Raw genomic sequence first — 15,015 nt, 5'->3', positions numbered from 1 at the left:
GAAACAGAGAAAAACGGACCATGTTGGCCCGCCCGCTATGATGATTCGATTAACCCTGTTATCGAGTCGAACAGTTTTTTCACTGCTGCAGTTATCCCATCTGCCGCCTTCTTACCCATATCCGAAAAAAAGTTATAAGCTTTCATTTTTTCAAGCTTGGCTTTTTTCTCTTCAAGGTCATGGCTTGAAATATCGTTGCCAAGGACGGTTGCCTGATATTCACCTTGATCGGCTTCATTGACGATAAAAGCGCCGCGGAAACCGGAATCCTCATACCCTTTCATCTTGTGGATCCCTCCATTGGCATGCTGCATCCCGACAAGCACGGACACAAACATTAACGATGCTATCAATGACACCTTAAGCATGAACATTTTCATAACGGATCACCCAATTTTTTTAATTCTCTTGTTTCTTTTCTTCGAGCGGCTTGTTTACTTGTTCGGCCTGCCAATAATATTCGCTGAACACATCAGCAAGCGCGGCAGCCGAGCGGTTCAATTCATCAAACGTATTGTCGACTCCGCCGAATTCGATCAGCATGGCATTTTCCGATAAGTCCTGGTTATATAAGCTATTATTGCCCTCATCCTTGTGCGCAATAATTCCCCGGCTCAAGCCCGGCCCGTACTTCTGGTCGAGCAGATTATGAAGCTCATTTGCAAGCTTAAGGTTTTTTTCGTAATTCGGGTTTCTCTCGCCGATCACAAAAGCAAGCTTCGCGTATGATTGCCCATTAATTTCTTTAGTCGTATGCTCTCTCCTTCGAGAATCGCGATGGATATCAATCAAATAATTAAGATCACGGTTGGCAGTAACCGCTGCCTCGACAACAGCTCTTGACTCTTGATACGATTTCGGGTAACGCAAACCTTTTTGATTCAATAACTGCTGAATATCGGTTTTGTCCACCATTGTTCCGATTCCTTTGCTCTCCAGTTCTTCCTTCAGCTTATCGCCAATTTTTGTAACATTGATTTCCGAGTGCTGGGCCAGGTCGGGGTCTGTGACTCCCTCTAAATACGGAAGAAACGATTCGCGGTTATGCGAAAAATAAACATACACCTGTTTACTGCCTGTCGTTATAGGCGGAGTTTCGTGTTTACCATCATCTGCGGACGGCTCGATATCCTCTGTGTTCTGTAAGGCTGCTTCCTGTTTATCCTTTAACACTTCGATTGGCGGGGCTGATTCAATCGGCATATTTGTATAGTTGGTACCTTCACCTGCAACAAGAATTTTCCCATCAAATATTGAGAAGCCTGGCAGTTCTCTCCCTAAAAAGCTGCGCGGATCATCTAAATTGATATTGGTCGACAATTTAAATATGAAGCTTGATAGTGCCGGAGAGCCGCTATCAGGAATGGCTTTCATAAAATGGTGGTTTTCAAAGCCAATTAATTGATAGAGCATTTCCCCGGTGACATTTGCAGCTGTATTGTAAACCGATGCAGAGGTAATTCGATACTCTGGTTTGAGAGCGGTTAACGTACCGCTTATTGAAAACGACATGAGCAGAAAAAGCAATATTGCAAGAACAGCCTTTACTATGGTTGTCCCTTGTACAGCCACCATGATTCCTGATTGCTTATAATGTTTCATCGTTCCACCTCTCTTGGCAAGTCTAGTAAATTCTATGACATTGCTAGAGAAGATAGAACCATACTATCGTTATTATTTCGTATAGTAGCCTGTGTTGTCCTGATTCACGGCTTTATGGAGAGACGCATTCAAGCCATTCGCGAGCAGGTTGGCCATATCCTCTATAAACACATCGACTTCTTTTGGGGTAACCATCAAATTATGGCCGAGCGGTGACAGTACCTCGTATATTAATTGCCTTTTTTCTTCATCAGGCAGCGTTCCAACCATTCCCAAAAAGGTTTTTCGATGCTGTTCCCCCGGCAAGTCGTCTTCAGTCAGTTTTCTTGTTTGCCCGAATGTCATTCCCGCCGGTGTAAGGGAACGGGAAGGGCTCCCGCCTTCTCTCATTTCTTTGCCAAAATGTTTAAGGATATAATCAATTGTATCGCTTGTGATTGATACAGCATCCACGACCGTCGGAACACCAATCGCAAAAACCGGAATTCCAAGCGTATCTTTGCTTAATTCTTTTCGTTTATTCCCTACACCCGAGCCCGGGTGGATTCCTGTATCAGAAATTTGAATCGTTGAATTTACTCTTTCAATCGATCTGGAAGCCAGGGCATCAATCGCAATCACGAAATCTGGTTTTGTCTTTTGAACAACCCCGACAATAATATCGCTCGTCTCGATGCCGGTTAGCCCCATTACGCCAGGAGACAAGGCGCTGACTGGCCTGTAGCCCGCTTCAACATTTTCGGGCTGCAGCTCATATAAATGCCTTGTGACAAGGAGGTTCTCGCATACCATTGGGCCAAGAGCATCTGGTGTAACATTCCAATTTCCAAGTCCGACGATCAGGCAGGATGCTTGATCGCCAACCCCGCTTTCCTTTAAAAAATGAGAAAATTCATCGGCAAATACTCTTTCTACCTTCATTTGTAATCCTGTATCCTGTTGCCTGATGCCAAGTACTTCAAGCGTTAAATAACGGCCTGCTTTTTTGCCGATCGCCTGGGCTCCTGTATCATTAACCTCAACGAGTGAAACTTTTATACCGTTTTCTTCTTTTTCTTTGATGACGACACCGTTAATTTGTGAAATATCCTGCTGCTGGCGGACACTTTGATTCCGAGCATCAAGAACCATTTCCCGGGCCTCTACAGCTAAATCCGTGCGAACATTATATTGGCTTAAATCAAGCTCATCCTTCACGTTATCCCTCCTGTTAAGGCGTTTTCGATCATGTCTGCTCAAGATTCTTGACGGCTGAATCGTCTATGTAGGATTATTCTCATTCATTTTTCCAACTATCACCTATCTTTTCCTGATTTCCATAAAAACATTCACATGAACCGTCCGGTAAAATAAGCGAAGGTATTGCATTATCGGCAACGGTTTGATAAAATATCTTGTGTTCTTAATTATTGTTATTGAGATGGAAAAATCGAGTTAATATAACCTCGAAAGTTTCAGGGGAGGTGAATGGAATGCCAAACATTAAATCTGCTATTAAGCGTGTAAAAACAAGTGAGGCTAGCAAGGCTCAGAATTCTACTGTCAAATCATCTATGCGTACTGCTGTAAGGAAAGTTGAATCAGCAGTCGTTAACAACGATGCTGCCGCTGCAACTGCTTCTTTCTCTTCAGCTTCAAGTAAACTTGATAAAGCAGCAGCTAAAGGGCTAATCCACAAAAAAGCTGCAGCACGTAAAAAATCCCGCTTAATGAAAAAAATGAACTCTATGAACGCTTAAGTATGAAAAAAACGACCTTTCGGGGTCGTTTTTTTGTTTTCGGGAACAGATTCATTTATAGATGGGTAATTGCCGTCGAAATGCCTCCATTATCCGCGGTTAGAATCAGGTACAAGCCATTGCGTCTGGTTTAGGTCTGCAGGCTGTAGTCATGCAAGCGCAGCAAGAACATTTCAATCAACAGTTCTTTTGCCATCCCGCCCGTTTTCATCTGGTAATCTGCTTCGGCGAGCATACTGATGATTTTGGATAGGTCCTCATCGGTAAACATGCTGGCTTGACCGGCAGCGAGTTTGATGCGAAACGGGTGGATTTTTAAGTAGCCGGCCATTTGCTGCTGTCCGTATCCCCGCCGCGCCAGGTCTTTCACTTGATAAATCAGCCTGAACTGTCCGGTTAAGATCGCCAAAATCTTGATCGGCTCTTCATTTTGTTTGAGCAGATCGTAATAAATTCTGAGCGCTTCATCTATTTTTCGGTTGACCACTTTGTCAACAAGGGCAAATATATTTTGCTCCAATGACCTTGATACAAGCTTCTCGACCGTTTCAAGATCGATGTTTTTTTCTGTATCGGCGTACAGCGAAAGCTTATCGAGCTCACTTGTCAGCATAAACAAATTAGTCCCAGCGAGGGCAAGCATCATGCCGACTGCATCCTCATCAATCTGAACGCCATTTAACGCGGCTCTCTCTTTAATCCACACTTTAAGCTCTTGTTCGTTTAATTTTTTCGCTTCCAGCGTGACCGCTTTGTTTTTCAGTTCTTTTGTAATTTTTTTGCGTTCATCCAGTTTTTCGTAAGGCGCGGCAAACACCACAACGGAATACGGGGCCGGTTCTTTCAAATAAGCCTCGAGCTTTGCGATGTCATGCTCCACTTTTTCCTTTGTCTTTTCCGAGGTAAGAAAAACAGGATTATGTACAATAATCAATCTTTTTTCGCCGATAAACGGAAAGGTTTCAGCATCCTCGAGCACAGCTTCGATCGGCGTTTCCTCAAGATCATAAGAAGAAAAGTTAAAATCAGCCTCTTCTTCATTTAGAACATTTTTGATCAGCAGCTGTTTCGTTTCATTAATAAGAAATGATTCATTGCCATATAATAAATAAAGCGGGGCAATTTGCTTTTTTTTAATTTGTTTCCATAAATCGTTAATCAATGTCCTTCGCTCCGTTCAATCATATAACTACTCCTATCGTAAAGAAGCATGGACAATTTGGCAAGTACACAAAGGGAATTGACGTCTCTTGCCCGCGCCAATTCCCCATCTATAATCAACGCCATTTTATAAGGCCTAGGATACTTATAAAATGGCGGTATTCCCTCTGGGTATCATTATTTTGGCTCATAAAGAGAGAACTATTTGTGTCAACTCTTGTCATTAAAGGAAAAGCGCGTTTCGAGTGCTGGATTTTTATTTATAGTTCGCGTATACTATAAAGGAAATAGGAGGGATAGACTGTGAATGAATTTGAAACAAACGTACAAAGTAAGCGTAACGATGCCATTGACTCCGGCGTAGGATTCGTTGTTTCTTTCGGATTTTTTGCAACGATATTTATAATTGCAACAGTCATTAAATTGATCGGCTCTTAAGTTACGGGATACATATGAAAATCATGGAGACTGCATGTTCTTATGCAGTCTCTTTTCGTTTAGTCAGGGTGACTATTATTGATATATTCTATGGAAGTACGCTTGAAAAGGTTCCCGAATTTCCTCTAAAAGTATAGGTGATCGCTCCTTGTTGATCGGTCCGGAAAATTTTAATGTTCCTGTCCTCCAGTCTTGCTACTACTTCAGGATGGGGATGGCCAAACCGGTTCTTCCTTCCTGCTGAAATGATCGCAGCCTTTGGCTGCAATTGGTTAATGAAGGGTTCCGATGTGGAGGTTTTGCTGCCATGGTGTCCGGCTTTCAACACGTCGGCATGCAAATCTCGATGCTTTCTTAAAAGCAATTCTTCCCCCTCCGCTTCCAAATCCCCAGTGAATAGCCAGTCCAATCCGCCGAAATGCGCCCGGACAACAATCGATGAATTGTTTCTTTCAAATGGTGCGGCAGGGTCGGGAGAAATAATGTCAAAAGCGGCGGTCCCCTTGTTCCAGCCCATCCCCTCTGTTACAAACTTGATTGGCACTTTCTCTTTCACGGCAGCAGCAATAACTTGCCGCTCCAATTCGGCTCGGTCCGGTGCCTGTGGCATTAAAATTTCCGCTACCTTTATTTCTCCGATAAGCGACAGTGCGCCACCAAGATGATCTGCATCACCGTGAGTCAGGATCAGCTTGTCAATTTGGCGGATTCCTTTGCTTTTTAAAAATGGAACAAGAACGTCGCTGCCAACTTCAAAAGGATCTTTCTTTTGCCGCCACTGTTCCGTTTCCCCGAACCGGACTGTCCCCCCTGTGTCAATCAAGTATGTTCCGCGGGCGTTTGGCAAAATAATTAATGAACTATCCCCCTGCCCTACATCAATAAAGGTTACTTCCCCGGCTGGGGAGATATAATGAGACATGCTGTGAACCGTTAATGGAATAATGATGAGCCATATAATCCTGGTGATCTGCCAACGGTCAGACATTTTTTCCCATAGCAAAAAGAAACTGACAATCGTGACTAAATAAAAAAGCAACAGCAACCACGAAGGTCTCCCCAGTGTAAAAGTGGAAAAAGGAATCGAGGAGAGGATATTGGCGAGCTGGTCGGATGTTTCAATAATCAGGTTCAAAAAGAACAGCAGTGGACCGGCAAGCGTTGCCGACAGCAAATGGAGGAGAAAAATAATCAAGGTGAGCGGAAGCAATACTGCTGAAAAAAATGGAACAAACAGTACATTTGCGAACAGCGAAATAAGCGAAAGCTCATAAAAATGATACAGCAAGATCGGCAACGATCCAAGCTGCGCAACAAAGGAAACAGCGACAAGCTGGCTGATCGGACCGTGAAATCGGCTCAAAATACGAGATGAAGCAACAAGAAAAAAACTGACAACAAAGGAAAGCTGAAATCCGGCGTAATAGATGGCAAATGGGGAAATAGCCAGGTAGATCACAAAGGCGAGGCTGATTGCGTCTGCGGGAGAGATTTTGTATTTGCCCTTTATTTTCATGCTTGCAAGGACTAACAAAAGCATCAAACATGAGCGGTTAACAGATGGCGAAGCGCCGGTCAAAATGGCGTAAACCGGCAAAAACAAAAATAATGCATTGATCATCTTTTCCCGCGTGATCCCGACTCGCACGCCGCATATAAAAATCATCCCGGCTAAAAGTGCGACTTGGAGACCTGAAATGGCAAGCAGGTGAATAATCCCTACTGCCTGGTAGTTCTTCATCGTTTCTGGATTATATAAATTACGATCTCCAAAAATGAGTGCTGCGGAAACTTGAGCAGTGGCTTCAGGAAAATGCCTGTCTATATACGCAGTTCCTTTCTGGCGGATGCTTTGCAGGAATGAAAAGGGGGTCGGTTTCGCTCTTGTACACGATTGAAGGTCGATTTTTGCAGCCTCAAACGTCCAGAAGATGCCTTTTCTGTATAGAAAGTCACGATAATTAAAGGCATTTAAATTGGTTGGCAAAGCGGGTCTGCTGAGTTCTCCGTAAGCACTGCATTTCGTGCCGGGCATGATATTCGCGCGAATGAATTCCTGCTCCTGTTCGGTAGCAATATAATACCGCAGGGCGATTTTTTCATGGCGCCCGCTCACTGCGGCATGGGCCTGCAATACATCGCCATCCACTTTCGTTTCCTGATTAAAAATTAACTGGAATCTGTTTTCATGTCCATTTATTGATGTTTCATTTTGGAGAACGGCCGTCTTGCCAGCTATGAAGAATATAACAAAAAGAAGACAAGCGACACCGATTTGAGGAGCACGAAAGTTTTTCCGTTTAACTAGAAACAAGCTAAATGCAGCCATCAGCAATGTAAACAGATAAACGTTTTCAAATGCAGCAAGAAGGCCCAGTAACGAAGGCGGAGCGAAATAAATAAGTTTACCTTTCATTAGTATTCCTTTCTTTTTAACTATCACCTGGGGCAGGCAAACACAGCCTTGCTGTGAACTGGCAAGGCTGTAATACCGTTAAAACGACTGTTATGCCCGATCTTTGATAAGATTTCTGGCGCGTTCAGAAAAGTTCCGGACAATCTCCTGATCGACGCCGCTCTCCTCAAGCTCGTGCAATAATTGATCGACCAACTCGTTATCAACCGATTGTCTACTTGTATATTCCACCTTCTCTACTTTAACGCCTGCTTTCTCAAAGAGCTCGAGCGCATACGGGTGGTTTTTATAATCCTCCGCATAAAATACCGTTTTAATCCCAGCCTGGATGATTGCTTTACAGCATTGCAAGCATGGAAAATGGGTGACATAAATGTCTGCGCCGGCAGTCGGAACCCCGAACTTTGCGCATTGCAAAAGAGCGTTCATTTCCGCATGTATAGTCCGGACACAATGGTTATCAATCACATAGCATCCTTCATCAATGCAATGGTCTCCACCAGCAATCGAACCATTATATCCTCCCGCGATAATCCGCTTATCCCTGACAATCGTCGCACCAACGGTCAGCCGTGTACACGTGCTTCTAAGGGCCAGCAAATGGCTTTGCGCCAAAAAATATTCGTTCCAGGAAATACGCTCCATCTTCAGTTTCCCCTCGCTTTTAATAGTCATGGAAGTTTCGGGCTTGGTCTCCATAAGTTTAAATCGTTTCATGAAAGTTGGTCAATGACATTCTGCTATTTCACAATAATTTTGTCTTTTAACTTCTCAAAGGTTTTTTCACCAATCCCGCTGATCGATTTTAAGTCGTCAACCGTTTTGAAAGCTCCATTCGTGTCCCGGTATTCAATGATTGCTGCTGACTTCGAAGGGCCGATCCCCGGCAATGTTTCGAGCGCGGCTGGATCAGCCGTATTAATATTTACCAGTTCAGTATCATTTCCGGTTGGTCCGGCAGTCGGAGAAGCACCTCCAGTCACACCCGTTTCCTCGCCGATCGCCGGTATATAAACCATCATCTCATCTGTTACCTGCAAGGCAAAATTCACGGCAGCCTGATCAGCGTCCGGGGTGAGCCCACCCGCCTTCTCAATCAAATCAATAACCCGCTCACCCGCTGCGGTTTCATATACTCCAGGATGGACTACTTGCCCTTTTATGTCGGCCATGATCGTTTTTGGTTCTGCCTCAGTCTTTTCGGGAACCGGCTTTTCACCAGTGCCCCAATCCTCTAAATCGGTTACTGTCCCCTCTTCTTCTTTCGCCGGTTCTTGATAATAGAAAATAGCCGCTGCTGAAAAAACCGCTAGCGCGATCATAACATATTTGTACTTTTTAAAAATTTCCTTCACAATACATCATTCCTTTCTTTTTGGAATAAACGGTCAGTTGCTTCATATCCTTTTATGAGAAAGCCGGCTTAAGAGGAGGAAAAACAGCTATGAGGGTTGGGATCATTGGTACTGGTAATATGGGGAGAATTCTTGCAGAGGCTATGATTGAAGGAAAAGCAGTGCCCCCTTCTTCAATGACGATTACGAACCGAACAAAGTTAAAAGCATTGGACATTCAAGCCAAATTTAAAGATATAACGGTCACAGACCAACCGGCCGCAACTGCACAAATGTCCGATTTAATCTTCATATGTGTCAAGCCGCATGATATCCGTCAGGTTCTGCGGGAAATTTACCCGCACTTAAGTGCGGACATGTGCGTCGTTTCAATCACAAGCCCAATAAGTACAGGACAATTGGAACAGGCTGTTCCTTGTTCGGTGGCGAGAGTGATTCCAAGCATTACAAACCGTGCTCTTGCAGGAGTATCGCTCGTAACTTTCGGTGAACGGTGTGACGCCAGATGGAAGGACGGGATCTGGAATTTGTTTCTTTCCGTTTCTGTCCCGGTTGAAATCGAAGAAAACATAACAAGGGTAGCATCTGATATCGTCAGCTGCGGTCCGGCTTTTTTCAGCTATCTCGTTCAGAGGTTTATCAAAGCGGCGGAAAAAGAGACAGAGATTGACGCGGAGACAGCAACAAAGTTGACAAGTGAGATGCTGATCGGGCTGGGAGAACTGTTAAAAAAGGACATTTTTACGCTGCCGGCACTCCAGGAAAAAGTGTGCGTAAAAGGCGGAATAACTGGCGAAGGAATCAAAATCCTTGAGAGCGAGCTTGGGGATATTTTCGAACACGTATTCGCGGCCACTCATGAAAAATTCCGTGAAGATTTAAAGGGGATTGAAAAGCAGTTTCCTTCTCAAATAAATTAATTCTCTTTTGCGTGAAAAAATCCTTCCTAATCCATAAAAAAAACTTGCAGAGAAAAAATTATTCTCTGCAAGCTTGTTAGCTGGCGAAAACGCCGGCTTTTATTTTTTTCTTGCAATAAAAAAAATTCGCTCCGACTGCTCGTCCGGTTCATCATCCTCAAAATCAGCGAGTATTTCAAGAACATCGAAGCCTGCTTCCTGCAGCCAGCCCTCATACTCATAAATAGGGAAAGTCCGTTGTTTGTGGTATTCCTGAAAGCGATCATACTTGCCGCTCAGTTCATCAAGCACGAAAAAAGTTAAATCATGCTCGACACTGTTTGGGACGTCGCCGGGAAAACAGTTCCAAATATACGAAATTTTTTCGTCATCGACAGCAAACGTTTCATTCATAAAAATTTTCGTCACTTTATAGATAGAATGGACATCAAACAGAAAAAGCCCGCCTTTTTTCAGCTGGCTATTCACACTCCTGAAGGTGTCTTTCACATCCTGCTTCGTTTCCAGATAATTCAAAGAATCACAAAAGATGCCTGCAATATCCACTTCATCAAAACCGGTCACCTCTGCCATGTTTTGCTGATAAAAACCAATAGCGAGCCGGTTTTCCGCCGCTTTTGCTTGAGCAACCGTGAGCATATCCGCAGACAAATCCACACCGGAAACGCTAAAACCCGCCCTCGCCAACCGAATTGAAAGCTCACCCGTACCACAGGCAAGATCAAGCAGGTGCCTCCCATTGACAGCGTACTTTTCCGTTTTTTCCATTAAGAGATCAACCCATTTGTCATATGGGACATCCTTCATCAGTTCATCGTACAAATAAGCGAATTTCTCGTATGTCATAAATTGAGCTCACTTTGCACGTTTTCAAGCGGTGCGTCTCCCCATAGCCGTTCCAGATTGTAATAGCTTCGCTCATCGCGATGGAAAATATGGGCGACGACATCGCCGAGGTCAACGAGCACCCATTTCGCTTCATCAAAGCCCTCTATCCTGTTGGTGGAATGGCCCAGTTCTTCGACCTTCTCCTTCATCTCCCGGGCAATCGCTTGAACCTGCTTGTCAGAATTAGCATGGCAAATGATAAAATAGTCGGCGACAAGCGAAACTCCCTTCATGTTCAGGACCACAATATCTTCCGCTCTTTTATCGTCTGCTGCTTTTACGGCTGTTAATAAAATTTCCCGTTCATTCATTCAGGTGAATCCTCCTCTTTGTTACTAAATCGTTATAGGTCATTAAGGTTTGCGGGTATACTGGCTGGTTTTGTTTGATTAAAAAAACCAGCGAATTTTGCACGGAGCGGACGAGCGCTTGCTCAAGGTCTGTTTCTGCGAGCTCCCTGACCTCATCTACCCCGGGAAATTGTCGTCCCGGTTCGATATAATCAGCTATATAGATAATTTTTTCAAGCGGCGTCATTCCCGCTCGTCCTGAAGTATGGTAGCGAATTGCGTCCAGAATTTCAGGATCGGTTATCCCCGCTTCCTTTGCGACAAGAAAAGCACCGACGGGCGCGTGCCAAAGCTCACTGCTATAAGCCAATAAATCAGCGGGCATTTTTTCAGCAATAATAATATGTTTCATTTCATCCTTCGGACGGAACTTTGCATAATCGTGGAAGATCGCTGCCAGTTCTGCCTTTTTCACATCGGCACCGTATTGGCGCGCCAACTGAATTGCCGTTTCCATTACGCCGATCGTATGCTTATAGCGGTGCTCGGTCAATTGAATTTTCACAAGCTCGAGAGCCTTTTTACGATCCATATAAGTTATTCTCCTCAATATATGTCCTGACCGATTCAGGCAATAAATACCTGACTGTTTTGCCCTTCAGTAACCGCTCTCTCAACATACTGGACGAAACACCCATTTCAGGGACCTCAACATAGCTGATCGGAAACGAGGTTTCGTGGCTATAGGAAGGACGCCTTACTCCGACAAACTGAACCATTTCCATTAACTCGTCGATTCGATGCCATTTAGGCAAATATTCAATCATATCTGCCCCAATCAGAAAATAAAAGCTTACATTTTGATATTTTTGTTTTAACAATCGCATTGTATCAATTGTATAAGACCGGCCTTTCCTTGTTAACTCCAGCGGTTCGATCTGAAATCGGGGATGGTCGAGAGTAGCCAGCTCCAGCATTCTTAAACGGTGCTCACTTTGAACTTTTGCTTTATTCTTGTGGGGCGGATCCTGATTAGGCATAAACCAAATCGCTTCCAGATCCAACGCTGCCAATACCTCATTCGCTATCAGCAAATGTCCGTAATGGGGCGGATCAAATGTACCGCCAAGAATACCGATTTTTCGCAAAATGAGAACCTCCCTCTCAATCCATTAACTGATGCGGCCTTCGTTACGGAAGGGTTAGCTGCTTGTTTTCCATTGATTCCTTGTAGAGAACAATTATATTCCCGATAATTTGGACAAGCTCTGCTCCCGTCCCTGCTACTAGTTTTTCTGCGACAGTATCCCTGTCTTCTTCACTATTTTGCAAAATACTTATTTTAATTAATTCCCTGGCTTCAAGCGCTTCGGCAATTTGTTTGACCATGTTTTCATTTACACCACCCTTGCCTACTTGAAAGATCGGGTTTAAATGATGGGCTTTCGACCTTAAAAAACGTTTTTGTTTCCCGGTTAGCATGGATTTCCTCCCAATTGTTTTGTTACATTGATTTTCATTCTTGCAGTATCCGGCACGATGCCGGTCCAGTTTTGAAAAGCAAGTGCCCCCTGGTAGACGAACATGTCGATGCCGTTCTGGGTACCCACGCCTTTCTTTTTAGCTTCCCGCAAAAGCTTTGTTTCAAGCGGATTATAAATAATATCACTAATAAAAGCGTTGCGATTAAGGTTTTCAAGCGAAAGGGGTGAAAAATCAGTTGCCGGCTCCATCCCAATCAGCGTTGTTTGAATAAGCAAACTATATTGATTGAGCTTTTCCTCCGCTTCCTTTATCGACAGAATCTCCGTCTGCACCGAAAAAGGACAGCCGCTCTTAAGCGCAACGGCTTTTTCGGCAGTCCGGTTGCATATATCAATCTCGTTGATGCCTTCCTGCGCAAGCGTGTAATAAATCGCTTTTGCTGCCCCGCCAGCACCGACAATCAGGACTCGTTGGCCCCAAAGCGATGGGATGAGCCGCCTTAATCCTCTTACAAAGCCGGGACCGTCTGTATTATAGCCTGTTAATCTGCCGTTGCGGTTAACGACTGTATTAACGGCTCCGATTGCTTCTGCAAGGGGGTCAATCTCATCCAGCCATTTGATGATTTCGCCTTTATGCGGGACCGTGACATTGAATCCAGCAATGCCGATCGTTTTCAAAGCGTTGACAGCATCCTGCAATTGTTCTTTTCGTATATGGAACGGATGGTAATGGGCATCAATTTGGTAAAATTGAAATAGATCATTGTGCATAATTGGTGACATCGAATGGGCAATCGGATCACCGATTACTCCGTACAATTTCTTCAAATCTCTCTCCCCCCCAGAAAAACGTAAGCTCGTTGTCCACCTTACAAAGGAAGAAACTTGTTTCAGGCCCCTCGCGTAGAAGCAGTTTTCTTTTTATAAGGTGGATCGTTATAAAGCATAAGTTATTTCTATATTAATGACTTCCGCAGCATCACATGGACGCCGCGTGGAACATAAGCAGCCACCTTTGCGCCTGAATCATTCACTGTTACCCAGCCGAGGCCTGAAAAAACGATATCCGTTTTCGCTTCTTTTATTGTAAATTCATGCCTGACGAGCTCCGGAAAAGTATCAAGCTGCTCCTTGCGCGGCGGGAACAGCATTTCGCCGGCGTGATCATTATAGAGTTCAGCTGCTTTTTCGGTTTTCGTGCGGTGGATCATTAGATCATTGGATAAGTAGCAAACGATTGATCGCCGGCCGCCGCTAATATAATCAAATCGGGCCAGGCCGCCGAAGAACAATGTTTGCCCCTCATTTAATTGATAAATCTTTGCTTTTATTTCCTTCTTCGGGGTGATGATCTTTAAATCACGCTTATCGACAAAATGAGCCATTTGATGATGGTTGATGATCCCAGGTGTATCGATGATCGCCTTTTCGTCTGACAGCGGTATTTTAATAATATCAAGAGTGGTTCCCGGAAAATGAGAGGTCGTAATCACATCCTCCTCACCTGTAACCTCCTTGATAATCCGGTTAATAAATGTTGATTTGCCGACATTGGTACAACCGACAACATAGACATCTTTACCTTCTCTATATTCCTCAATCGCAGCTGCGGTTTCTTTAATAAAATGCCCCTTTGCGGCACTTACTAAAAATACTTCCTCAGCCTTTAAACCGAGCTGCTTTGCCTCATGCTTCATCCAATGCACAAGCTTGCCGCGCTTAACCGATTTCGGAAGGAGATCAACCTTATTGCCGACGAGCAAAATTTTATTGTCGCCGACAAAGCGGTGCAGGCCCGGAAGCCAGCTGCCATTAAAGTCGAAAATATCGACAATTTTAACAATTAGCGCATCGGTTTTACCGATTCCATTGAGAATCTTGAGAAAATCGTCATCCGTTAAGCTGACGTCTTGAACCTCGTTATAGTGTTTTAAGCGAAAGCAGCGCTGGCAAATAATCGCTTCTTTCTCTAACGACGACTGCGGGGCATACCCCAATTCCCCGGGATTCCCGGTTTGGATTTTTATTCCGCAGCCAATACAGGTAAAATGTTGGTCATTCACTCATTAATCCTCCCAATTAAGCATTCCTTTTTTTCGAAACCAGTTCAGGATTCTCCGTTCGATTTGCCGATTAAACCTTGTTATTACCCCGTCAGTTTTGGCAACAGGGACAACCAAAATCGTATGAAATCCGCTCCTGTTTCCGCCAAGAACATCGGTTAACAGCTGGTCTCCAATCACGACGGTTTCGTTCTTCTCGAGCCCCATTTGTCCGAGCGCCTTTTTAAAAGCTCGTCCCATTGGTTTGCGTGCCTGAAATATAAACGGAATCTCGAGCGGCTCTGAGAAAGATTTTACCCTCAATTCAATATTATTAGAAACGATCGTCACGAGAATTCCACTTCTCCTCATGCCTTCAAACCATTCGATTAATTTTGGGGTAGCATGGGGTCGATCCCACTCAACGAGAGTGTTATCAAGGTCTGTAATAATGCCTTTAATACCCTGCTCTTTTAAGATTTCAGGAGTAATTTCAAAAATAGTTTTCACATGCTGATCTGGCAAAAAATGCTTTAACACGCGGTTCCACCTCATTAATGTTTATACTTTCTATCCCGCTTTAACGGTAGCTGTCTCATAATGTTATCATCATAACCAATTTTACCCGCTCTTTCAAAACATTCCTGTCATTTCACCAGCAACTTGTTTGATACACT

Annotated in this window: 18 protein-coding genes; 3 read left to right on the top strand and 15 right to left on the bottom strand. The window is 44.0% G+C overall.

All coding sequences use genetic code 11. From position 1 onward, the window contains the following. Positions 1-35: 35 nt before the first annotated feature. The 3 genes from CU635_RS02265 to gpr all read right to left on the bottom strand — a co-directional run bounded on the left by CU635_RS02265 (position 36) and on the right by gpr (position 2,799). Positions 36-380: a DUF3679 domain-containing protein gene (locus CU635_RS02265; protein ID WP_101575548.1), complete on the bottom strand. Its 345-nt coding sequence runs from the start codon at positions 378-380 to the stop codon at positions 36-38. 19 nt (positions 381-399) lie between these two features. Beyond that, a complete protein-coding gene (gene spoIIP / locus CU635_RS02260; protein WP_101575547.1) occupies positions 400-1,602 on the bottom strand; it encodes a stage II sporulation protein P in 1,203 nt (400 codons plus the stop codon). A 72-nt stretch (positions 1,603-1,674) separates the two neighbouring features. Beyond that, positions 1,675-2,799: a GPR endopeptidase gene (gpr, locus tag CU635_RS02255; protein WP_101575546.1), complete on the bottom strand. Its 1,125-nt coding sequence runs from the start codon at positions 2,797-2,799 to the stop codon at positions 1,675-1,677. A gap of 275 nt (positions 2,800-3,074) precedes the next feature. Here gpr and rpsT point away from each other — a divergent pair, with 275 nt between their 5' ends. Continuing rightward, entirely contained in the window at positions 3,075-3,341 is a 267-nt protein-coding gene (rpsT, locus tag CU635_RS02250; protein ID WP_101575545.1) for a 30S ribosomal protein S20, read from the top strand. Between the two features lie 130 nt (positions 3,342-3,471). On the opposite strand, the gene holA is transcribed toward rpsT, so the two are convergent. Then, the gene (gene holA / locus CU635_RS02245) at positions 3,472-4,503 is read right to left on the bottom strand and encodes a DNA polymerase III subunit delta (protein ID WP_101575544.1); all 1,032 of its coding nucleotides are present in this window, start codon (positions 4,501-4,503) and stop codon (positions 3,472-3,474) included. Positions 4,504-4,805: 302 nt separating this feature from the next. On the opposite strand from holA, the gene CU635_RS02240 reads away from it, so the two are divergent. Next, positions 4,806-4,940 carry a YqzM family protein gene (locus CU635_RS02240; RefSeq protein WP_101575543.1) on the top strand — a complete coding sequence of 45 codons (135 nt, stop codon included), beginning with the start codon at positions 4,806-4,808 and terminating at the stop codon, positions 4,938-4,940. Positions 4,941-5,028: 88 nt separating this feature from the next. Here CU635_RS02240 and CU635_RS02235 read toward each other — a convergent pair whose 3' ends face one another. The 3 genes from CU635_RS02235 to CU635_RS02225 form a co-directional block, all read right to left on the bottom strand. Beyond that, entirely contained in the window at positions 5,029-7,356 is a 2,328-nt protein-coding gene (locus CU635_RS02235) for a DNA internalization-related competence protein ComEC/Rec2 (protein WP_101575542.1), read from the bottom strand. A gap of 90 nt (positions 7,357-7,446) precedes the next feature. Continuing rightward, entirely contained in the window at positions 7,447-8,001 is a 555-nt protein-coding gene (locus CU635_RS02230) for a ComE operon protein 2 (protein ID WP_101575541.1), read from the bottom strand. A gap of 95 nt (positions 8,002-8,096) precedes the next feature. Then, entirely contained in the window at positions 8,097-8,711 is a 615-nt protein-coding gene (locus CU635_RS02225) for a helix-hairpin-helix domain-containing protein (protein WP_245917280.1), read from the bottom strand. 89 nt (positions 8,712-8,800) lie between these two features. On the opposite strand from CU635_RS02225, the gene comER reads away from it, so the two are divergent. Next, a complete protein-coding gene (comER, locus tag CU635_RS02220; protein WP_101575540.1) occupies positions 8,801-9,631 on the top strand; it encodes a late competence protein ComER in 831 nt (276 codons plus the stop codon). Positions 9,632-9,730: 99 nt separating this feature from the next. Here comER and CU635_RS02215 read toward each other — a convergent pair whose 3' ends face one another. From CU635_RS02215 to CU635_RS02180, 8 genes are all read right to left on the bottom strand, one after another. Continuing rightward, positions 9,731-10,477, bottom strand: coding sequence for a class I SAM-dependent DNA methyltransferase (locus CU635_RS02215; RefSeq protein ID WP_101575539.1), 747 nt, complete (start codon positions 10,475-10,477; stop codon positions 9,731-9,733). Continuing rightward, on the bottom strand, positions 10,474-10,830 hold the full coding sequence (gene rsfS / locus CU635_RS02210) for a ribosome silencing factor (protein WP_101575538.1): 357 nt from the start codon (positions 10,828-10,830) through the stop codon (positions 10,474-10,476). The genes CU635_RS02215 and rsfS overlap by 4 nt, the downstream gene beginning before the upstream one ends. After that, entirely contained in the window at positions 10,823-11,401 is a 579-nt protein-coding gene (yqeK, locus tag CU635_RS02205) for a bis(5'-nucleosyl)-tetraphosphatase (symmetrical) YqeK (RefSeq protein ID WP_101575537.1), read from the bottom strand. The genes rsfS and yqeK overlap by 8 nt, the downstream gene beginning before the upstream one ends. Next, a complete protein-coding gene (locus tag CU635_RS02200; protein ID WP_101575536.1) occupies positions 11,391-11,957 on the bottom strand; it encodes a nicotinate-nucleotide adenylyltransferase in 567 nt (188 codons plus the stop codon). The genes yqeK and CU635_RS02200 overlap by 11 nt, the downstream gene beginning before the upstream one ends. A 43-nt stretch (positions 11,958-12,000) precedes the next feature. Continuing rightward, the gene (gene yhbY, locus CU635_RS02195) at positions 12,001-12,291 is read right to left on the bottom strand and encodes a ribosome assembly RNA-binding protein YhbY (protein ID WP_101575535.1); all 291 of its coding nucleotides are present in this window, start codon (positions 12,289-12,291) and stop codon (positions 12,001-12,003) included. Beyond that, positions 12,285-13,124 carry a shikimate dehydrogenase gene (aroE, locus tag CU635_RS02190; protein ID WP_101575534.1) on the bottom strand — a complete coding sequence of 280 codons (840 nt, stop codon included), beginning with the start codon at positions 13,122-13,124 and terminating at the stop codon, positions 12,285-12,287. The genes yhbY and aroE overlap by 7 nt, the downstream gene beginning before the upstream one ends. Before the next feature lie 128 nt (positions 13,125-13,252). Further along, positions 13,253-14,359 (bottom strand): ribosome biogenesis GTPase YqeH, encoded by a 1,107-nt coding sequence (gene yqeH / locus CU635_RS02185; RefSeq protein ID WP_101575533.1) that lies wholly within the window; start codon positions 14,357-14,359, stop codon positions 13,253-13,255. 3 nt (positions 14,360-14,362) lie between these two features. Beyond that, positions 14,363-14,878 (bottom strand): YqeG family HAD IIIA-type phosphatase, encoded by a 516-nt coding sequence (locus CU635_RS02180; protein WP_101575532.1) that lies wholly within the window; start codon positions 14,876-14,878, stop codon positions 14,363-14,365. Positions 14,879-15,015: the final 137 nt, after the last annotated feature.

It is taken from the genome of Bacillus canaveralius, assembly GCF_002860125.1.
Taxonomy (GTDB): domain Bacteria; phylum Bacillota; class Bacilli; order Bacillales; family Cytobacillaceae; genus Bacillus_BJ; species Bacillus_BJ canaveralius.
Note: the sequence above shows the minus strand (reverse complement) of the source record. Positions and strands in the feature narration are given on the sequence as shown.

What these genes read in the sequence shown, in the direction of transcription:
- CU635_RS02265 (WP_101575548.1), bottom strand. Translation starts at nt 380, where the DNA reads ATGAAAATGTTCATGCTTAAGGTGTCATTGATAGCATCGTTAATGTTT.
- spoIIP (WP_101575547.1), bottom strand. Translation starts at nt 1,602, where the DNA reads ATGAAACATTATAAGCAATCAGGAATCATGGTGGCTGTACAAGGGACA.
- rpsT (WP_101575545.1), top strand. Translation starts at nt 3,075, where the DNA reads ATGCCAAACATTAAATCTGCTATTAAGCGTGTAAAAACAAGTGAGGCT.
- CU635_RS02235 (WP_101575542.1), bottom strand. Translation starts at nt 7,356, where the DNA reads ATGAAAGGTAAACTTATTTATTTCGCTCCGCCTTCGTTACTGGGCCTT.
- CU635_RS02230 (WP_101575541.1), bottom strand. Translation starts at nt 8,001, where the DNA reads ATGGAGCGTATTTCCTGGAACGAATATTTTTTGGCGCAAAGCCATTTG.
- comER (WP_101575540.1), top strand. Translation starts at nt 8,801, where the DNA reads ATGAGGGTTGGGATCATTGGTACTGGTAATATGGGGAGAATTCTTGCA.
- CU635_RS02215 (WP_101575539.1), bottom strand. Translation starts at nt 10,477, where the DNA reads ATGACATACGAGAAATTCGCTTATTTGTACGATGAACTGATGAAGGAT.
- rsfS (WP_101575538.1), bottom strand. Translation starts at nt 10,830, where the DNA reads ATGAATGAACGGGAAATTTTATTAACAGCCGTAAAAGCAGCAGACGAT.
- yqeK (WP_101575537.1), bottom strand. Translation starts at nt 11,401, where the DNA reads ATGGATCGTAAAAAGGCTCTCGAGCTTGTGAAAATTCAATTGACCGAG.
- yhbY (WP_101575535.1), bottom strand. Translation starts at nt 12,291, where the DNA reads ATGCTAACCGGGAAACAAAAACGTTTTTTAAGGTCGAAAGCCCATCAT.